The organism is Sediminihaliea albiluteola, assembly GCF_014077625.1.
GTDB lineage: Bacteria > Pseudomonadota > Gammaproteobacteria > Pseudomonadales > Halieaceae > Sediminihaliea > Sediminihaliea albiluteola.
Genome location: NZ_JACFXU010000013.1, coordinates 22,253 through 43,741, shown reverse-complemented (window position 1 = coordinate 43,741; position 21,489 = coordinate 22,253). Strand labels below are relative to the sequence as shown.

Genomic DNA, 21,489 nt, shown 5'->3' with positions numbered 1-21,489 from the left:
ATGATAGAGCTGGCACCCGTTGGATCGGATATTTGGTTATTTTGATAAAATGAAACATCTATACTACCCAATACCGTGGCGGGGATATTAGTAAGTTCAGCCAAATTTCCCATTGGCACAACAACGGACTTAGCACCGTTTTCACAACGCATGGTTATATACCGGCAAAATTTCGCCACAAAATATTTTCAGTTTGTGAAACAAATTGTAAAGACGCAAATCTTTCAACTTCCCAGGCGAACCGTGTAGAAGAGTGTCACTAGCAACTACAACCGCTAGAGCCTGTGCCCTTGAAATGGCTACGTTGATACGATTTTTGCTCAAGAGAAACTCCAGTCCCCTAGGGGAATCAGCAGCTATACTCGCCGTCATCGACACTATTACAATCGCGGCCTCCTGGCCCTGAAAGAGATCAACAGTCCCTACCCTAGCCGAGTCACCAACCCTCTTCTTGAGTTCATTGACCTGATAATTGAAGGGCGCGACGACGAGTATATCTTTAGGCTTAACGGGATGATCTATCCCTTTCTTGTCAGTCCAGGTGCTCCCTTCTAGTGACTTGATGAGACTGGCAATACGCTCTACCTCTTCCAGGCTCGCTTGCTTATTGCCACTGTGGGAAACCTCGATGTAACGAATGCCATTGCTGGCTAAAATCTTTTCTTGTGCATCTTTCGCCAGATGAATTTCATAGTGATTACAGGCTGGATCATTGCCTAAACGGCCACCGTAGATGGCCTCACTAATAAAGCGATTGACGTTTTTATGCATCCGGTACGTTCTATTCAGGAAAATACCCATATCCGGTGGCACGGTGGACTGGTCCAGCAAAAAGTAATCCAGGATTGATAAACTGCTATCCTCAGGGTGCGAGCCCTGAACCGGCTGGGGGAGCTGCATTTGATCCCCGAGGCACACAATATTTTCAGCCTGAGGGCTCATTGCAGCAAGATTCGCGATTGACACTTGCCCCGCCTCGTCTATGAAAAGATAGTCGACACAAGCCTCTGGGCGTGAAAATCCCCACGCCGAGGCACCGACCACACAACCACCGGCTTGAATGCCCTCACCTATATCACCCGTCGATCGAATCTGATAGAACGGATATTGCTCAAAAAGCGCATCATCCTCACGTTTAACCTTGGAAATTGGAAAGCTTTCGCCCTCCTCTTTACACAATTCATGGATACCAATGAGAAGGTTGTCGATAGCTTTATGGCCGTTAGAACACACACCGACACTCTTGCCTAACCTCAGCAAGCCCAAAATCACCCGCGATGCTGTGTAGGTCTTCCCTGTGCCCGGGGGCCCCTGAATTGTAATAAGGGAATTATTCAGTGCAGTGACGACTTCGGATATTTTCCCTATTTTGTCATCCCCATCGGCCTGATCAATCGCGAAGAGCAGATCCCTATCCACATCTGGCGGTTTCCGCATCAGAAAGTCGTGCAGCGGCTTGTTGAGTTCTCGGGTTTCGAGGAACTTCTGCCCGATCGCGACAAGTGACTCTACAATCGGCTTGGGATTGACCCATTCGTTGGCGATGATATCGATCGTTTCGGCCGGCTCGGCCATTTTTGATAATAGAAACGTCCCTGATTCAGTATCGATAGCCTCTACCGTGGCGTTCTCTGGCTCTAAGCCAAGCACATAGACGTCACTAAACCGTCGATTCCTGAACTCCTGGTTAGTATCGTAGGTATATTCATACACCAGTTTGCGTGCTCGCGGCGTCTTTTTAAACGGCACACGGTCAGTACGCTTGCATCCAGCCAAGCAATCCGGGTCATCGTAGAGCTCGGTGAATGACATGGCTGCACGTTCAAAGAACCGCCACCAGGTTGGTTTATGCTCACGGCGATAGAATAGAACGAGGTGGGCTAGGTGCCTGGCAAGAAACCGGTTCTCTTCACTCTCTGACGTAGAGTCAGCCAACGCCAGCAGATTTTCCTGAAGGACATCGAGCTCGTCGGGCTCACGTTTCTCCACGTCGTCAGTCGGTTCGCCCATCGCTTCATACACAATGCCGGATTCTGCCTGTACACCTCGGAGCCACTGTGCCAGCTCCAGCGTGGAATCGCAGTCGTCGATATTGTAATCCCGAATACTGCTCAGACTCTTAGAGCTTGACCACTCTTCCCCGTCCGGCGCTTCCCGCCATTTTGCGTATACCACGACTGATTCACCGCCCGAGGCGACGTCTGTATCACGTTTACCGCGGTAGAGGTGCTCTATATTCTTGATGGAGTAAGCAGGCTCTCCCACGAATAACCCCTCTCGAACGATCTTGTACAGGTCGACGAATACCCCGTGTCTCAGCAATTGGTCAACTTCAAACTCGCAGACCGAATACCGTCCCATCAGCCGCTGGCAGACACTGACCTCATAGTGCCCATAATGGTAAATATGCATGCCTGGATTGGCACGCCAACGCTGATAGCTAAATTGAATAAACTCGACAAATGCCTGACGCTCCTGGTCATGGTCATGAGCCCAGCGCTCCCAAAACTGCCTACCGCCATGATCGTCCAGATAGGTACAGCCCCATAAATATTCCAGACCGCCTTCCTCAAGGGGAAAACCCTCGAGATCCCAAAAGAGGTCTGCTGCATTGGCAGGGGGCATTAACGACAGTCCAGAGGGTATGCCGCTCGTTCTTGGCCGCACTTCGTAGGCCGTTGTCCCAATGTCTGCAGACCTGACCTGGATAGCCGCCTGCTGTTTCAGGTTTGAGAATATTTCATCGTGCAGACGTGGGATGTGATCAAGCTTTGTTGCCATGAGATCGGCGCAGGTCTCTATACCTGCAGAGCCGAGCCTTTGAATTTGAAGTCGAGTGATATTCGCAACACGCGACAGGTGGTCAGTCTCCTGGCGGCGCTCTTCTACATAGCCAGTCCACTCCCCGTGACTCGCATATAAGAACGGATCAGGCATTTGCTCAGCATCGAAGCTCTCTTGCTGAGCGAGAAACTCGCCTTTCTTGGCTAAATAGTAATCAAAGTAGTCTCGAAGAACGAAAGGTACTTCTTCGCTGGACCCTAAAACCACTGTGGCGCTTTGCGGGCGCACCCCCTGCATCGCCTCCAGCATTTCACTGTAGCAGCACAGCTGAATGACAAAATAGGGCTTCACCTCCCGGGCGAGCTTGGTATCCCAGGCGACATACGAATACTCGCCAAGATCGGACGGCACATCCACCTTGATCAGAAAATCGGCATACCCCCGAAACGGCAGCTTCTCCAGGCAGGCCTGGAAAATGACTTCGGCGCCGTTTTGCATGGCCTCCAGGGTCTTGGACAGTTTACTCGTATCATCCAGATCATCAGAAACTGTGACCACAGAACCATGTCGGCCGCGCAGCGTTTCCAAAAATTGACTTTCGTGCTCAATACCCTTCTCTGCCAAATACGAGAGCAACGCGTCTGCGGGGTCCTTGTCGATACCGCTATCCGGGCATTCGAGTGCGTTTCTTGTCATCCATGAGGCAAAAGGAGAATCAATATAGCGAACAAGATCAGACGGGCTGAATATCAACGCCCCGCTATCACTTTCTGACCTCTTCAATGGGCTCCCCTCCCTAGGATTATCAAGGCTTACTCTCCAACTATTTCAAGGCCTTCGCCGTAGGGATTGTTAGGGCTATCGCTACGGTATGGGCTACCCGCACCATAGGGGTTATTAATCGACTCCGATGAATAAGGACTACCATAGCGTCCGTAGGGGTTGGACACAGAGTCCGCATCATAGGGATTGCTGCTCAGCTTGCCCCGATAATTGCCGTCACCGTCGTATAGCTTCGGTGCATCCGTCGTATAGGGGTTAGTCGCCGATTTTAAGCTGTAGGCGTTGCCGTAGGTACCATTCGGATTATTAACGCTATTGGCATTGTATGGACTGCCCGCGCCATGTGGGTTGGAGGTCGAATTCGCATTGTATTTATTGGCACTGTAGTTCCCGATGTACTCATCGGCAGCTACTGGCAAGACCGTAATCAGAGAGGCCAGGGCCATTGAGCGAATAATGCTCATGGGTGCGACCTAATGGAATTGCTCGAAGGACACATCATAGTCGCCAGCATAGACATGTATATATTGTATACACATACATGTAACATTTTCGCGCATATCAGGCTTCGACCACCGGATAGACAGCATCCCCCCCAGAGCGTGTTTGGGTTATCCAGCATGAGTGTAATGACGTGCGGCACAAGCTTACCCAGAAAACTAGCGCAATCGGTCAGCTGATCGCGATTGACCCTGGAGTTCCAAGTTGCGCCGCCGTGTACCAGCTGGTTGCGAAGCGTATAAATGCGCGCAAGGACAATAGGCAGTGCATCAGCGGTTCTGTGCTCCGCCAGGGCGCGGTTTGCCGCCTTGGCACTATCAAAGCTGGATTTCCACTGCTCCTGCGAAATATTCCCGCGCTGGTACTCCCAGAAGGGTTCGAAGACAAATTGGTTGTTCAGAAGACCCCGGATGGAGCCGGAGAATTCGGTCCAGATCAGCTTGTATAGCTTATCGTCAGTATCGAGTTCTACGAGTTTTTCGAGGAACATCACAAACGTCTTTTTCTCATGAGCCCGCTCGCCCTCGACGATCTCGTTGGCATAAGCGACATTGAAAGCGATCCAGAGGAATATGAACTTTCCGTCTTCATCTTCCCACTGCTCAGCCCTGTCTAGCCAACTGAGTGCTCGATGTGAACGCAGCCCCAAACCTTCGGAATGCCCCTCCCGTTCCGCTCGTTGACGAGCCTTTAAATCGGCATGCGTGATGGACATCTAACGGCTTCCCTGAAGCAATGTGTGACACCATTATTGGTAATTAACCTAACTAAAACAAGGTTTCATGCGCCAATACAGCAACTTATACAAGAACAAAGATCAAACTATAACCCAGGTGTACTGAGAGATTTTGCTCAAGTTTGAATAATCAGGTGGGCACAATCACAGCAAGAGAAATTTCCAATGAGCCGAGCGTCATGCCGAAATGACCTGCGCCTAAGTGCTCAAGTGTGTTTTCCAGAACATATTCGACAGAATCCTAGATCTTCTTCAAAATAAGGAATCTACCTACCCTGCCCCTCCACCACTGACACCTCCTGCCAGGGGACCGTCTCAGACATCGACTGCTTTCACGGGGAATGCAACCCATTTGCCACAACTCGACCAGCAGGGACGCCTCTAAAAAACATCTCGGCCGGGACCGCTACGTACTATCGTTTAGGAATGAACGAAAATGAACTTCCTGCTCACCGACGCAAACATGATTTCAGGGAGATAAGCATTCTTGTTGTGAAATCTTCAGACTTGGCATATGGAATCCGCCAGGAAATCTACTCACAACAGCCTATTTATTTTTCTTATACTTCGGTGTCCGGCCCTTGGCGCTCCAGGTATTAGGCCTCCTGCCAGCTGCGCCGCCGAATGCGTGCCATGGTGAATGCCAACAGTGCGCACCAAAGGTGCGTTCCAGCACTTCCACAAAACTAAACATCAAACCGATAGCGTCGGCACCTCGCAGCCGCTCAACCATGCGGGTTTGTCTGGGCTGCTGCTGACGCCCAAGTAATGCTGAAAAAAACCTACGGCCAGGAACTCGGCGCCCCATAGTTGGCAGCGTGGCGGCCGGCCAGTACCTTGGCTTCACTTCGCAGGCGTTTCGGTTGGTAATTGTGGCGATTTACAGTTGTCAGAAAGGCGCCAGCCCAGAAGCTAACATTTGCGGACACCAACAAATGCAACCGGCCGGCGCGCGACAGCAGTGCGTAAAAACGATGCATAAAACGCGTGTATTGGTCGCTCTATCATCAGACGCCCACATGGCAAAGGCGCCCAGCCTAGGGGCGCCCTTGATATACCTTGATTATTCTTCAAGTCGCCAGCTCTTTTAGGGACCCGGGTATTCATCAGACTGGCACGGAGGTCTGATCTTTCAAACTTCGCTTGCCCAGGCCTCTCCAGCCGAATCCACACTAATGAAGCGAAGTGCAGACAAATGTTCTTGACTTCCATCACCAAAGAACGAAGCTACAGAGAACGCAAATTCCGGCGTCATCCAGTAACAACCAGCCTCCCAATCATACTCTGACAGCAAACCATTTCGCCCCATATTTCGGTAAGAGGCTGCACGCAAAAGCAAATATTTTAGAAACTCATGAGGCACATCATTAGACTCAGGAAAAACTGATCGCCAAAAATCAACACTGCTAATACTTCTCTTCTGCACTGGATGCTTTGCCACAGACCCTACAAACTCGTCCATCACTCTCTTGCATTCTTGATAACCAACCTTATAGCCCTGTTCAACAGCACCTTTAACTTCCCTTTCTATCGCCTCTTCCCCATCGACATAACCTAAGGCATAAACGTCTTTCGAAACGCCCTTAAAAAACTCACTAAAAGCCACTTCAAGCCAAGCAGCATACGCAACACTCAGCACAGAGGAAAAGAAAATGCCTAGATGAGGATCATCACTCCTCTTAACATGCTGCGACTCATCATCACACATTATGTTTAATGAGCCTGCAACATTTTTTGCAAGTCCACTTGCGAGAAAAACATCTGGCCTATAGCTAGAACCTTTTCCAGAAGACCTATGAATATCCCTTGCTGAATAAAACCCCCCACTCTCTTTTCTTATATCTATTCCATTGATTTCCACACAACCTCCTATAAAGCTCAGAAAAATACTCTGATAAAATAACCAGTCTCGCCCCATAAACATGGAACATCATCATTCACAATGAATAAATGGGGAATGTAAAAAAAGCACGTAGATTAAATATTAATGTACGAGTCAGCACCGTTCCAGCTCTCGCTCAATAGCCTGCTGGATAAACTCGGGCCGGTTGCGGTGGCCATGGTGCCTCCCCTGGGTCGTCAGCTTGTCGATTGCCACCACCTCGGCCTCGACGCACACTATCAGCCGCACAGGCTCGGCAAACCGCCTGGAATTCTTGCTCATGCCTCAGCCTCCTCTTGGGTATCAGGGTCCAGCGGCAGTGTCAGGTCTAGCTGGGGTGGGGTGTCCAGATCAATAGGAGGCAGAGGCTCTAGGTCCACGCCGCCCTTTTCTAGCCGGGAAGAATCATCAGCCATCAACCACTGGTAGGCGTCACAAGCAACCTTTGACAGGCAGGCCTTGGGGGGTGCGTCGTCTCATGGTGTCGCACCTCTCAGCATCGCATTTGCGGCCCACCCTTGCAGCGGGCGGGGCGTGGCGAAGGTATCTAACTAGGCGAAGCGGTCCACCTCAGAAGCCAAGGTGCGCTCGCCGCTGCTCAATACCGCGATGCGCCAGCGGGCGGTGACGTTGCGGCTGGCGCGGGCCTTGCCTGTGCCGTTGCCCGTAGCGCGCCAGGTGCGCTTGAAGTCGGGACCGCACCATCCGCCCCTGGACAGACCTGATCCCAGATTTGGGCGAGTGGCCAAGGCGGACTGAAAGTATCATCGATCACTCGTTCAGCACAGAGCTCTTCTATGTCATATATTCCGAAACCGATGATGCGAATTTAAATATCTGAGAAACTTCGTGTGAGTGTCTCTTCTTGAAAAGCCTCAAGAGCGCGAAGCGCCTTTTCGATAGTCATTTAATCAGCTTATACATTGTCATTATTAAAACTATGGACTTTTGATAACGCTAAAGTATCAAACCGCATCCAACGGCTGTCTATTCAACAACTGGCGGCGCTCTCGCCAGTCGGGTAGAAACTGGTCCATATAGGCCATAAAGCGAGCATTGTGGTTGCGCTCTAGGAGGTGGACTAATTCGTGCACTAATACATATTCAAGGCAGGCGTGGTTTTTTTTGGCAAGTTCTAAATTGAGCCACAGACTACGGGCTTCGATGTTGCAGCTGCCCCACTTAGTTTTCATCTGTTTGATGCGCCAATCATTCAGCTCAGTGTTTAAGCGAGGCAACCATTTATCGAGCAGCCTAGGAATTTCGTGGCTGAGTTCTTGACGATAGAAACTGTGCAGGACTTTCGCCCGATTCTCTGTTTTAGTGTTGGGCCGCACCCACAGCTGTAAGTAATTATCCTTACCGAATCGCACTTGGTGGGCACCACTGTGCTCAATCACTTCTAAACGGTAGGCTTTACCCCACAGGTAATGGCACTCACCGGACACCCACTGGCGTTCCGTTTGACGCGCTTGCTGCTGAAAAGCCTGCTGCTGTTTTTTAATCCAAGAAATGCGCGCCGCAAAGGCCACACGTATCGCGGTATCAGTGAAACTATCGGGCGCAATCACCTGCACCTGCCCATCTGGTGGCAATACATTAATACGCATGTGCTTAATCGGCTTACGGAGCAGCTCAAACTCGATACTACCAATCTGCTGCATCTTACTTATAGTCTGGCTGTGCTTTAGCCAGCTCCATTAACGCCACAATATCTACACCGTAGACGCCCACCTCCTCGGTGAGCGCATAAGCCACTTCACGCTCTTTAAAAAGGTCGCCCACCCAATCTGCTTTTTTTGTGTAACGGATGGTGGTATCAATCTTATTGGCTAAGACTTCATCCTTACCGAAATTGTCATAAATGGCGCGTTTGGCCGCTGTATCTAAGGAGCTTGGATAATCACTTTGCCCTTGATTGGGCTTTACCACTTTACTGGCCAGTACTTGGATTTCTTTCAGGTAGGTTTGATAGTCGATGGCCTGCTGACGTCGCTTTTTAATCAACTCATCAAGCAAAGCCGACATACTGTCGTAGTACTCTGGGTTGAGCGGATTGTTTTCTACCAGGGTGCGTCGCAAGTTGTTTTCAATACCTTCGTTCATGGTGCTAGCAAGATTACGCTCACCTTCAGGTACCTCATGGATTAAACCCTCACCTCTGCTAATCACGAGCTCCAATAAACCCAACTCTTCAAAGTCGAATAACACTTCACTGTCATCGGCACGAATATACATATCGATTAATTGCCGCATGGCCGGTTCTAGGCGCTTCATGTCCACTTCGTCACCACTAAACTGCTTAACTTGCGCGCGCACAGCCTCATAGTGTTCGATTTCTTGGCGGATTTTTTCCTGTTCAACAGCACTGTAACCGGCCTGCTGCATCTCATTAGCGAGATTTGAATAAGTACGCAATAACTTGGCAAAGGCTTTATAAAACGCTAAACGTAATGGCTCTTTTTCAAGGAGTTCATCTTTGTGGTCACCTGACACTCCGCAAAAAAAATGCTGATACTCTAGAATACCTCGCGGTGCTTTGACTGGCTCGCACATAGCTCGCACCGCTTCTAAGCTGTTGTCTAAATCTTCCTTAGCTTGCTCTAAGCGGTCTTTTAGCAGCCCCTGAACATCTTTGTCGTCATAGCCATCAAAAGCGCCTTCCGTATAGCTTTTAATAGCTTTATCGAGGGACTTAAACAAGTCTTTATAGTCGACAATGTAACCATATTCTTTATCGTCACCGTCCAAACGGTTGACGCGGCAGATGGCTTGAAACAGGTTGTGGTCTGCCATTTGTTTATCGATATACAGGTAGGTTGCTGACGGTGCATCGAAACCTGTCAGCAATTTGTCCACCACAATCAGCAAGCGCATTTGCCCCGGCTCATCCACAAAGAGCTTTTTAACGTCAACCTCAAACTCTTCCACACGGGATGCTGCTTGCTCTTCTGGCTGCTCAAAAAAATCAGCGAGCATTTTACGGTAAGTGTCGTACTTAAACAGGGCCTCGGTTTGCCCCTCGCCGGACTCCTCGCCTTTGATACTGGCTGCTGTCGGTTGATAGCTGGTCACAATCGCCACCTTGCCGGCCAAGTCTGTTTTGCTGAACATGTCATAGGTGGTACAGGCTTGATACACACTCGAACACACCAACATGGCATTACCACGGCCATCTTTTAAGCGGGGTTTCTTTTTCATATCCAGCCAAATATCCATGACGATTTTCTCAAGTCTGGATTTACTGGAGAGAACCTTGCGCAAGGTTCCCCAACGCTGTTTTAACTGGCTTTTAGCAGTTTTAGTTAAACCATTGGTATTGATATCAAACCACTCATCGATTTTTTCAGGCGATGTCAGATGTTGGTCAATATCTCGCGCCTCATAGCGCAAATCCAACACCACACCATCTTCTACTGCTTCATCAAATTTATAGGTATGAATATAACTACCAAAAACCTCGATGGATTTTTGTTTGTCTTTTTTCATCAAAGGCGTACCGGTAAAGCCAATAAACATCGCATCTGGAATAATGGCTTTCATGGCCGCGTGCAACTTGCCGGACTGAGTACGATGGCACTCATCCACAAAAACGAACAAATTACCTTTTGCTTTAAAATCGTTCGGAATGGTGCCACTTAGCTGCTCAATGAATTCATCAGTGGCCTGCTCTGATTCTGCCGTATCATCATCACCTTGGCGGCCAAACTTATGCACCAAGGTACACATTAACCATGGGTTAGGTTGGTTTAGTGTGGCGATCAAGTCTGCGCCGCTTTTGGTGCGGTAAATCTCTTCATCTACCCCGCTAAATACTTTTTCTATTTGCTCATCTAACTCAGTTCGGTCAGTAACAATTAACACGCGGGCGCCAGTTTGATTCTCCCGCAACCACTTGGCCAACCACACCATGGTTAAACTTTTACCTGAACCCTGGGTGTGCCAAATAATCCCGCCTTCACGCTTAGCGATACGCTGCTTAGCTGCTTGAGTACCAAAAAACTGATTATGCCGACAGGTCTTTTTTACACCAGCATCAAACACCATAAAGTCATGGATAATTTGCAAAAAACGCTGCTTATTGCAGATTAGACTTAAATGAAAATCGAGCGAATTAGAGTACGGGTTAACAACCTCTTCTTTCCACTCCAAAAAGAAGCGCTCTGGGGTTTCAATGGTGCCGTAGCGCAGCCCTTGGTTATCATTACCCGCCATTACCAGCTGGATAGTGGTAAAGAAATTGCGGATAAAGGCTTTCTTTTGGTTATCTAAGCTCTGTCGAATGCCCTCGCTCACCGATACCGTCGAGCGCTTAAGTTCCAATACCCCTAAAGCAATGCCATTTACATACAACACCATATCCGGGCGTTTAAGGTTTTCACCTTGAATGCTGACTTCTTCAGCGATGGCAAAGTGGTTGTTGTCAGGGTTTTTCCAATCAATCAGCCAAATGGTTTCATTTTGCTGGCCCACCCCTTCCGATTCTTTAATGCCGTAACGCAGCAAGCGGTATACTTCCTTGTTGGCTTGATAGAGGGCTTTGCCATCACCTAAAACGGCGGCCATGTCCAGTTGGCGCAGCGCCTTATTAATTAAAGTTGCGCTGTAGCCTTGCTGCTTTAGCCAGGCCGTCAGAAGATCAGCGTTGATATTTTTATTGTTCTGACCATGCAGATTGCCCAAGTATTCATAACCTAGATCTTGGCGAAAAAGCTGAATGAGGCGCTCTTGGGTAATGCGTTCAAGTTGGTTGATTTTGCTCATAGTTTCCCTACCCCAAATACTGCCTGCTGCCTGCACAGGTAACTTCTTGCTCGCAAAGACTCAAGCTGTTCAATTAAGCATCAGGCGCAAAAATTTCGGATTTTCAATTTGAATTTGCAGATTCTTCTTATATTTTTCTATGGTGCCTAGCGCACAAAAAGTACGGCCTATCTTGCTATTGAACGAACCAAATTTAGTCTCAAGCGGTGCGATGTTTTCATCCCAAACTATCAAGGTTAAGGATTGATTCGGATACTTTTTGTCTAAACTCAGATACACACCTTTAGTGAACTTTGAGATGTCTGCTAACACACCGCAGGCCATGACTTGCTTACCCACATAAAATGGTGCGCGAAAGGCTTCAATTCTCTCAACGCTTACTTCATTGGTCTGCTGACTTGCAGCAGCAACTTGCAGGTAGTGTGACTTTAGATGTACCGCTGAAGCTGCGTTAATTTGAATCTGCGGTCGATTGCGGTATTCACCCACTGGGCCACGGGCGCAGACGTCTACGCCCACTAAGCCGGATAAACGTCCGAGTTTATTTTCCACAGCAGCTAAAGATTCATCCCACACCACTAGCGTTAAGCTTTGCTGCGGGTGCGCCTTGTCTAAATTCAAATACACACCCTTTCTGAAAGGCGTGGTTTGCGCAACGGTACCGCACGCAGTCACCTCTTGACCCACATACTGCGCTGTATTGTGCGCTTCAATTTGCTCAATGTAAGTCGTGTCTGATGCGTTTCTAGTCGCAACAGGTGTCGCAGCAGACTGGTAACCCTGCCTATTCATAGCAAGCGTATTAACTTGTGGCTGCGCTAGAGATTCTACTGACTGCACTTGCTGTGAAGTGATGGTAACTGCAGGACTGCTTTGCCCAATCGTTGGATATATCTGACTGACCAACGCCATGGTTAAGAACACACCACCCACTATAATGGCGGACTTAAACATGCCAGACATGCGACTTTTTTGTGGCGGTATCGGATGTGCTGTAAGTGGGTCTTGCTTGGGTGCAGCAGAGGCTGGCTCAACCGGCTCAGGTTCTGCTGTAAGGTTTTGTTCTGCCTTAGCTGATTCTTGTTTAACTTGTTCAATGTCTGCTTTATAAGCCCAGTTCGGCTCTGTTGTTGTGGACTCCACAGGTTTTTTAGCTGCATCAGTGCGGGGTATAAATACCGGGGGGATAGGCTCTGTTTTAGGTTGGTAATTATCCTGCCCAAAATCAAAATCGATCTCCTGCGCCCCGAGTGCTTTTATAATTGACTCTATGTCTCTCGGATAAACTCTAAACTCTGTTGATGCAAGGTCAGCGAGTGTGGTCGGGCAACAGTCTAAATCTGTGGTATGAAACCAGTACGACGCCCTAACCGAAAGGTCTATTTCACCAGTGATTGGCCCGCTAAATACAACGGCACCATTAATATGACCAAGGTTTCGATTTCCCAGTAATTGATGATTTTCTAACCACTCAATGATTGCAAACTTATAGTCACGTATCTGCTGGAAAGGATTGGCCCTATGATCACTACCGCCCTTTACCGGAGCGCCATCAACTTGCCATGGACCATTTTCAGTACCGATTAAATGTCCACTATAGTGCTTAAAGTCAACGACCAAAATAGCCGCAGGGAGAATACAAACCAAATCGATTTCGTGTCCGCCCCACATGCTATTGGCGATCAGGGTTATGTCTTTACCTGCGCTTCCCCAATCGGCTTTGAGCGCTTGGATAAATGCCCTGAGCATCTTATTTTCATGTGTTCGGTCGGCTTTTTGGCCGTAAAGTAAAATCGACATTGGGCGATAGCCTTACTTAATAATTAAATATTTAACTAAACTGAAATGTATCAAGTTTAAAGCGATAGAGCTTGACTGTATCGCTCAATATTTTGTTTAAAAAATAGTACAAATAGCACTTTCTAGTGTTCTAACATCGGTTAATAAATATTCATTAGTTTTTAAAAACTTACTGCGTTGAATAGAACTGCAAACATTTCATTTTCATGCTCAAGAACTTCTTCGGCTTTCCACTCACGGCTGCGCTGTAACAGCCTTAGCATCGCATACAGTTTCAAACTATCAATCTGCTTTTGTTTTATATTCGCGGCAAAGTGCTCTTGCTTAGCTTTAGGTTGAAAATTACTAAGCCGCGAGTTTTTACTATGGCTGATAAGGCATAAGTTGCCAAAGCGGTGCAGAGTTTCAGGCTCCATCACCGCGTGGCCATCCATGGGGTGCTGAGGATAAAAGTGCTCAACCGAGCTTCTAAACGTAAATTCAAACTCTCTAACCACTGGGTCTTCCTGCTTATCGCGCAACCAAAGTAAGTAATCCAAGTAGTTAAAAACAAAGTTATTTTCAATAGCGCCGAAGCGTAATTTTTCATGTGGCAACTGGTTACGAACAATAATTTGGTTTTCAGGGGAGCTGTTATCACCATAAATCATCTGGAAATAATTTTGCCCTTCACCTTCTGCAAGGAAGCGATTAAAGACAAATTTACGCGCCAACTGTTCTAGGTTTTTCAAATATTCATTAGCACTAATTGGTGATTCGGGTTTTTGTGCTGTAAATAAATACTTCAATGCACCATTCAGCCAATGCTTATAGGCTAAGGTAGGTGTTGAAACGTGCAACGCCGACAACAGCATTAAAATTCTACGGTTAGCGCCGTCAAAACCATCTTCGTTTTCAGCTGTACCATCGCTAAATGTATTCACATAGCTCACACTCTCTTTGGAGTACCAACGTAAGCGTTTCAAGCTCCAACCGTCACCAGCCTGGGTAAACTCACGTTTAATCACATATTGATCAAAAAGATATTTGCACTTCAATAAAGCAAAAACGAAGCTTTTAACTTTGGGAATAGCTTCATCTGTCGCTATAAAAGCTTTGTGAAACTCATCAATTATTTGTTTGTCATCTAAGGGCACGTCGTCTTTTTTAAAAACGCGTAGAACATGCAGCAAGAAGTTGGAAAAATTAATTACGCTGTTAAATCGCTCCGAAGTTCCCTCATCACCTTCTTCGGGCCTTTTCTTAATAGCACCATCAAGAATAGCCGCAAGGCTTAACGCCGTGCCCTCAGAGTCAACAGCGCCACTGCTTGTATTTTCTTGCTTTTTATCGAGCAGCTTGGCAAGTTCTTCAAAAGTTCCAACACTGAACTGCCCCCAGTCTCCCTGGCCAAACAAACTATCTCTCTGTACGGTGTTAAAACCGTATTGAACATAGCGCTCCATATTAGAACAAGCATTCCAAACTAGGTTCAGCGCTTTTAAACTTCTTGACTTTTCTTGGGTGTCTTCGATTTTATTTAAAACCGACATCAACTGCGCTTTAATAATCTCGTGTTTTTCTAACTGTTCACCACGGTTGTTCATCACCTCAAAATAGTGGTTCAAATCCGTATCATCTGGCACCTTAATTCGAGTAATTTGCACATGCTTAAACAAATAATCACAAAAGTTGTTTAGCTTAGTTTCATCAAACTCCCCAAGAAAATTGCCAATAAGCGTATAGCCTTTAATCAAGTCGTTATTGAATTTTTCACTCAACAGCTTATTGGTATCAACACCTTGGAAAAGCTCAGTGAGTGTATTGGTGGAGATTAATCGGCTCTCAAAGCCTAAATTTAATATATGGTAATTTTCTAGCTCAGGGGCTGTTGCATTGGCTCTTTTATTATTCTTCAGCCAAATAGCCAGCAACGTTAAAGTGGTAAAACGCTGTTGCCCATCAATCACTTCAAGCAACCCATCGTTACGGATGTAAACCACTAAAGTACCTATGTAATAGGTTTGTGGCTTACCCGCACCATGAGACCTTTCTTGGTAATCTAAAACATCTTGTATCAGCTGGTTAATCTCGCCCTCACCCCATGCATAATTTCGCTGATACATAGGAATAAGATAATCAGATTCATCAGTCAACAACTCCTCTATTGTGAAAGCCTGTACATCATTATTCATAATATTTCATATCCCTGAACAGCTTCACGAGCGGATCGTTATCAGCGTTGCCGCTTCTACGGTTATTCTTATTTTCTGAGGCTTTAATATTTTCTAGCTCGAAAGTAAAAACATCATTGGGGTGTGTTGCTTCCTTAATTAAGGTAAACAAATTATTTTCTAGCACATAATTATCCATAGTGGCCAATTGCACTACTTGCTGCTTAATACGGCAGCTATATGCCCAAATAAATATTTTCTCGATGGCCAGTGATAAACGGTCTACTCCAAACTTATCAATATAGAAAATCAGTGCACAATCAAATATTGACCGTATATATCTATCGCCCGTACGCGTGCGGTTTGGGTATTTTTCATTACTGTTTAGCGTGCAAATAATGTTACTGGCTTGCTCATTCAGTGGATGACCTTTGATCATTATTTGCAACTGCTCTGCTTTATCCTCGTACTCTTTCGCCTTTATTTCTGCAACTTGCTGTTGGTAATGTTCTGCCAACTCAAAGAAGCGGCGGCCGTTAATGATCATTTGATCTAAATGAAACGGAAACACCTGCTTTTGGCCATCGATTTTGCGCTGATATTGGCTGTTGTATTCATCTACAAAGTGGTGGGTGATGCGCAAAGTTTCTACATAAGGGTAGTAACCCACCTTGTCTAAATTAACGCCTTTGAATAAGCCAACCTGGTTTTTACCAAAATAACGGGCAGACCTACCCTTAGCCCACTGGCGTATGCGGTACAAATAGATAGCAAAAAGCTCTGCTAAATCATCACTGTCTAGGCTTTCCCAATGCTTAACTGTTTCGGCTTTTAATTCGTTTTCATAATCTGAAAACTCACGCAAATGAAAAGCTTTGAGTAAATCATGAGGTTGTAAATCGCGCCCTCGGGCATTTTGCGAGTCGAAAAACTGAAAAGCTTCGGAGATATCGTCCAGTACAAATACAACAACTTGGCACTTATCGAGCAAAAAGTCGATATGCGCCTCGGTGAACTCAGGCCTTGCCACCAAACGGGTAAGCTCTTGATAGTTTTGCTTTAAATTATACTGCGACTCTTCACTCGCAAAATTTTGACGCTGCATAAACTGCTGCAAAACAGGTTTTATCTCATTGAGCTTGTCTTTAAGGTTTTGCCGTTCTAAGCCTTTTAAACGTGCATTGATGATGGCCCAAACTGCTAACAAGAGCGTTAAGGTACGCTGCTGCCCATCAACAATATCAAGTTGTATCTTGTCTTTAGGTGCATGTTGATGAAAAACAATAGTGCCTAAACGGTAGGCTGATTTATCTTGTTGAGTGACCACATCTTGAAATAGCTCGGTCACGTTTTTCAACGTCCACTTATACGGCCGTTGATAATCAGGAATTACAAGATTATCAAGGCTAAGCAGCTGTTTCACCGACAGCACTTTTTTATTCAAAGATGCTGTCATGGCTGTACCTGTGGTGTAACAAGACGAGTTTTACCAGTTAGCAGCTCTTGCATCATGCCCTGTTTGATTTGGCGGGTTTTGTTGAGGCGTTGTTCCAGTGCTTGGATTTCTGAGTCCATATCGGAAAGGATGGTGGCGATGGCGGTTTGTTCTTCAAGCACAGGTTTTGCGAACAAGAATTTTGCCATATCACTGCCATATAAATGGTAAACAGTGGAGCCTGTGACCAGTTGCATAACTTGATCGCGCATCACGGTAATTAAATATGCAAAGAAAACGCCATTCAATAGCTCTTTTTTAGTGCGTATTATCAAAATATCCCCACCAAGAACAATACCCGACTCAAGGATGCAGCTCGCGGTTGCTAATCCATTTGGTGTTACGTCGGAGGTTGGCATCAAAATATCATTGATTTCAGACTTAATAGAACCATCTATATCGGTAGATGAAAGTATCTTTTCAATTTTAGGGCCATAGGTTGTAAAGAGCTGACCATAATGAATGCAACGGTTTTTTCCGCTATCAATTAGATCGCTTTTAGGTAAGCCAGCACCCTTTATAAATGTTGCGATCTCACCAAGCTGAATAGCTTCCCAATCATCCGGTATTTCGCCTAGCTCGCTTTTTTTGTAGCCTTTTTTGCTGCCGTCTGGGTGATGGGCGAATTGCGGTAAGCGGGTGCGGCCGGTGAGCAGTTGCTGCATGGTGGCGGTTTTGATGGCTTGTTTTTTAGCGATGAGTTTTTCTAGTTCGCTGAGTAGTGCATCGGTATCGGATAGAGCACTGGCTATCGCTTTTTGCTCATTTATTGTAGGTGGTAATGGGACTAAAAACCTTCCTAGTTCTTTAGCTCCCAAATTGGGCTGCGCTGCACCACCTGACCAAAGTTCAATCATTTCTTTACAGATTTTAGATTTCAAATAGCCTGAAGTTAAAACCTCTAAAACAACTTTTCTTTTATTTGGTCGAATTATCACTAGTGAGCTGGCAATGGCCCCTTCCCCTAGACTTTCAGACACAACACCAAATTTACCTAGAGAGCCACGAAGACAAAACAAAATATCTCTTGGTCTTACTTTGCCTCCCCCGAGCTTCTCAAAAGCTTCAGAAGTGATGTAATCCATACCATCTATATAGATGAGGCCTTCATCAATATGGCCTGCATTTATAAAAGGAAAGCCGCTACTAACAAACGAACCAGAAGTTGGATAGTTACTACTACGGTCACCATTCTCAAAAGTGCAAAGCTCATTAAGCTGCCAAACCGCCCAATCCTCAGGTATAACCCCCAATTCAGTCTGTTTATATCCCTCTGGCACTACCTTTTCGGCAGCCTCAACCTGATACTGCCGGCTCATTTCTGCCACTGCATCCTTATTCATTGTCTTGCTCCTTAGCAGCCAGCTGGGCCATGGCGTTGGCGCGTTCGCGTTCGAGTTCGTGCTTGAGTTGTTCTTCGGTGGGTAAGTACGGCAGGTATTTAGCGAAAAACAGTTGTTTTTGTTCCGATAACACCGAGTACTTCACCACGGTTTCGCTTTTCTCGCTGCACAGCACAAGGCCAATGGCGGGGTTATCGTCGCTGCCTTTGTGTTGTTCATCGTAAAGGCGCACGTAGGTGTCCATCTGGCCAATGTCTTGGTGCTTTAGCTTAACCAGTTTTAAATCCACCAGTAAAAAGCACTTGAGCTTAAAGTTGTAAAACACCAAATCGATATAAAAGTCCTCATCGGCAAAGCGAATGCGCTGCTGCCGCTCTACAAAGGCAAAGCCTTTACCCAACTCCAGTAAAAACTGCTGGATATTGCTGATAATGGTTTCTTCCAGCTGGCTTTCTTGGTAGGTTTTATCTTGTAGGTTTAAAAAATCTAGAATGTAGGGGTCGCGCAGATAGTCTTTCACGCTTTCCGCTAAGGGTTCGGTGTGGGCTTTGGCTTTGGCTTCGGCTTCGGCTTCTACTAGGGCTTTATCTTGGCTGGCCAGTAACCGTTCGTAATAAAACTTGCTGATTTGCCGGTCCAAGGCGCGCACACTCCAACCTTGGGCTTGCGCTTCTTGCATGTACCAGTGCCGTGCTTGCTGGTTATCTATACGCGATAAGGCGTTGCAATGAGACCTGCTCAATTCGAGAGCCACTGTCTCCCAAATTGGAAAAGCTTGATAAAAGCGGCGCATATTACGCAGTTTAGTGACATTAAAGCCTTTGCCTAAGCGCTCAGTAAGCTGCGCAGACATTAGCTTGAGCTGTTGCGTGCCATATTCAGCGCGGCTTGCGCCCTGCTGTTCATGCTCAACAATCATTTGGCCAATATGCCCCAATAGCTGTGCACCATGGCGCTGTTAACGGCCTGGCGTACTTGCCCTTTAGCCTGCTCAATGATGTGCGCAATGGGCTCGACTAAGCTTGCTAAGTTCTGTTCGCTGGGCTGACTCATAGCGTCAAACCCATGGCTTTAAGGTGCTCGTCCACTTTGTTGCTCAGCACTTCAACGTTCTCAATAATCTCAGGTAATGGCTCGCTGTAGCGTTCTTTTAGCTCTTGTAAACGACTGGCCAACTGCTGGGTGATGCGCTCGATTTCCGCTTCAATCTGGCTTTGCAGAGTGGCAAGCCATTTGTCTTCAACCAGTAACTGCTTAATCTCGGCCTCATCCAGTTTGCCGTATTGAGCTAAAACGTCGCTGTCCAACTCCTCTTGTGCGCTGCGAATCTGAGATTTGGCACTGGTTTCTAAATCAAACAGCTGTTTGGCCTGCTCAAGTACCTCGCGCTCTTCTTCGTCGGTGCTCACTCTTAGTCGCGCGTTGACTGTGGTTTTGGTGACTCTGTCTCTATCGTTTAGCGCTTCTACCAATAAGCCTTCATCGCCGGTGTGCTCTTCAATCAAACTTTCTTGCTGCTGAGTAATGTCATCTAAAGTAGCTTGCAACTGATCCAGCTGGGCTTGCTGCTCAGCAAAGTAGCGCTGCACAATTAAGGTTGGCGGATTCAGTTCCATTTTGTATCTCACGCGCTTAATCACTAAATCGGGGGTTTCAGTGAGTCTTTCCCCTTTCTTAGCCACCAGTTCGCGTACTTTTTTGCCCGCCTCCCAACCTTCTTGCACTAACACATAGACATCATCCTGCAGGGTGTCGGCCCAGTAGTTCATCAGGATTTGGTACATGTCGTATTTATTCAGCAAAGGAATATTAGCGTAACGCGCTAAGAGGTCTTCGCTAATACGGTGGATAATTTCTTTTGGCTTATCATCGAGACCAATGGCCGGTAAATCTGCCTGCTCTGCCCAAGCGTTAAAAGGCTGTAACGTCAATTCGGCAAAGGCGGTGAACTCTGGATGCTGCAGAATATGGGCTTTTATCTCGCTAGCAGGCACTTTTATCTGGCTGTAGCCTTCACGCTGTGGCGTGAGGATGCTGTCGCGCAAGTTGGGGAACACCTGCCAAAACTGCTGCAGCTGGTCAATGTCCTGATTCGGAATACCGCCCTGTAAGTGCCCTGCTAAATCATGCATATCTTCTGGGGTGCTGCTATCGATGTAGCGCGGAATATTAAGGTTGTAGTCGTTGCTGGCAATTTCATCAAAAGCCACGCTACGGCTATAGCCAGGCAGTGTTAAAGCGTGAGTGAATACATCTACAATTTTATGCACATCTTGGCTACGCAAACGGTTTTTATTACCGTCTTTCATAAAACCTTTGCTGGCATCGATCATAAAGATGCTGTCGCGCTGGGCGGCGCCTTCTTTGTCCACCACAATAATACAGGCAGGAATACCGGTGCCGTAGAACAGGTTGGCCGGTAAGCCAATAATGGCTTTGATATAGCCTTGTTTAATAAGGTTTTCACGAATACGCGCTTCGGCATTGCCGCGAAATAGCACACCGTGGGGCAAAATAATGGCGCCTTTACCCTTGCTTTTTAAGCTTTTAATAATATGTAGCAAGAAGGCATAGTCGCCATTTTTTTCTGGCGGCACGCCCCACACAAAACGGCCAAACTCATCTCCGCTACGGTTCAGGCCACTGGTCCAGTTTTTGGTGGAAAACGGCGGGTTAGCCACAGCAAAATCAAAGGTTTTTAGCTGGCCGTCGTCATTTTTCCATTCGGGGCTACTAGGGGTGTTACCTTGCACTATTTTTGCGGTAGCGTTATCGTGCAGAATCATATTCATGCGGGCTAAGGCGCTGGTGGCGTTGTCTATTTCTTGGCCGTAAATGGATAAGCCGCGCGGTGCTTCATCACTGGCTTTTAACAACAGCGAACCCGACCCACAAGTGGGGTCATACACGGTGGCATCTTGCGGCGTTGAATCACCAATATCAATCACTTTGGCAAGAATACGTGACACTTCAGAGGGCGTATAAAACTGGCCTTTGGACTTGCCGGACTCGGTAGCGAAGTGGCGCATCAGGTATTCATAAGCATCGCCTAATAGATCATCGTCACCGGCACGGTTGCCGCCCATTTCTAGGCCTTCAAAAATACCGACCAGATTAGACAAGCGATCGATCATGTCTTTGCCTTTGCCCAGCTTGTCTTCGTCGTTGAAGTCTGCGACGTTGATCACGCCTTGCAGGTCGTTGGCCTCGGCAATTAAGTTAATGACCTTATTAATGCCTTCGCCAAT

15 protein-coding genes are annotated in these 21,489 nt (G+C 46.9%); all 15 read right to left on the bottom strand.

Annotated features, from left to right (window positions below; translation table 11 throughout):
- Positions 1–141: 141 nt before the first annotated feature.
- The 15 genes from H2508_RS01405 to H2508_RS01340 all read right to left on the bottom strand — a co-directional run bounded on the left by H2508_RS01405 (position 142) and on the right by H2508_RS01340 (position 21,489).
- The gene (locus tag H2508_RS01405) at positions 142–3,567 is read right to left on the bottom strand and encodes a TM0106 family RecB-like putative nuclease (protein WP_182168625.1); all 3,426 of its coding nucleotides are present in this window, start codon (positions 3,565–3,567) and stop codon (positions 142–144) included.
- Positions 3,568–3,596: 29 nt separating this feature from the next.
- Positions 3,597–4,031, bottom strand: a complete 435-nt coding sequence (locus H2508_RS01400; protein WP_235964679.1) for a hypothetical protein — start codon at positions 4,029–4,031, stop codon at positions 3,597–3,599.
- A complete protein-coding gene (locus H2508_RS01395) occupies positions 4,028–4,783 on the bottom strand; it encodes a HEPN domain-containing protein (protein WP_235964676.1) in 756 nt (251 codons plus the stop codon). The genes H2508_RS01400 and H2508_RS01395 overlap by 4 nt, the downstream gene beginning before the upstream one ends.
- Positions 4,784–5,936: 1,153 nt before the next feature.
- Complete coding sequence (locus tag H2508_RS01390) at positions 5,937–6,665, bottom strand: hypothetical protein (protein WP_182168624.1); 729 nt, start codon at positions 6,663–6,665, stop codon at positions 5,937–5,939.
- A 135-nt stretch (positions 6,666–6,800) separates the two neighbouring features.
- Complete coding sequence (locus H2508_RS01385; RefSeq protein WP_182168623.1) at positions 6,801–6,968, bottom strand: hypothetical protein; 168 nt, start codon at positions 6,966–6,968, stop codon at positions 6,801–6,803.
- Positions 6,965–7,102, bottom strand: a complete 138-nt coding sequence (locus tag H2508_RS01380; RefSeq protein ID WP_182168622.1) for a hypothetical protein — start codon at positions 7,100–7,102, stop codon at positions 6,965–6,967. The genes H2508_RS01385 and H2508_RS01380 overlap by 4 nt, the downstream gene beginning before the upstream one ends.
- A 549-nt stretch (positions 7,103–7,651) precedes the next feature.
- Positions 7,652–8,350: a M48 family metallopeptidase gene (locus H2508_RS01375; protein WP_182168621.1), complete on the bottom strand. Its 699-nt coding sequence runs from the start codon at positions 8,348–8,350 to the stop codon at positions 7,652–7,654.
- A gap of 1 nt (position 8,351) precedes the next feature.
- Positions 8,352–11,450 carry a type I restriction endonuclease subunit R gene (locus tag H2508_RS01370; protein WP_182168620.1) on the bottom strand — a complete coding sequence of 1,033 codons (3,099 nt, stop codon included), beginning with the start codon at positions 11,448–11,450 and terminating at the stop codon, positions 8,352–8,354.
- Between the two features lie 69 nt (positions 11,451–11,519).
- Positions 11,520–13,250, bottom strand: coding sequence for a nuclease-related domain-containing protein (locus H2508_RS01365; protein ID WP_182168619.1), 1,731 nt, complete (start codon positions 13,248–13,250; stop codon positions 11,520–11,522).
- 161 nt (positions 13,251–13,411) lie between these two features.
- Positions 13,412–15,424, bottom strand: a complete 2,013-nt coding sequence (locus H2508_RS01360; RefSeq protein ID WP_182168618.1) for a GmrSD restriction endonuclease domain-containing protein — start codon at positions 15,422–15,424, stop codon at positions 13,412–13,414.
- The gene (locus H2508_RS01355) at positions 15,417–16,859 is read right to left on the bottom strand and encodes a DUF262 domain-containing protein (protein ID WP_182168617.1); all 1,443 of its coding nucleotides are present in this window, start codon (positions 16,857–16,859) and stop codon (positions 15,417–15,419) included. The genes H2508_RS01360 and H2508_RS01355 overlap by 8 nt, the downstream gene beginning before the upstream one ends.
- Positions 16,856–18,241, bottom strand: coding sequence for a restriction endonuclease subunit S (locus tag H2508_RS01350; RefSeq protein WP_182168616.1), 1,386 nt, complete (start codon positions 18,239–18,241; stop codon positions 16,856–16,858). Before H2508_RS01350 ends, H2508_RS01355 begins: the two co-directional genes overlap by 4 nt.
- A complete protein-coding gene (locus tag H2508_RS01345; protein ID WP_235964675.1) occupies positions 18,234–19,160 on the bottom strand; it encodes a PDDEXK nuclease domain-containing protein in 927 nt (308 codons plus the stop codon). The genes H2508_RS01350 and H2508_RS01345 overlap by 8 nt, the downstream gene beginning before the upstream one ends.
- On the bottom strand, positions 19,157–19,294 hold the full coding sequence (locus H2508_RS14945) for a hypothetical protein (RefSeq protein WP_235964672.1): 138 nt from the start codon (positions 19,292–19,294) through the stop codon (positions 19,157–19,159). The genes H2508_RS01345 and H2508_RS14945 overlap by 4 nt, the downstream gene beginning before the upstream one ends.
- A complete protein-coding gene (locus H2508_RS01340; RefSeq protein ID WP_328799331.1) occupies positions 19,291–21,489 on the bottom strand; it encodes a type I restriction-modification system subunit M in 2,199 nt (732 codons plus the stop codon). The genes H2508_RS14945 and H2508_RS01340 overlap by 4 nt, the downstream gene beginning before the upstream one ends.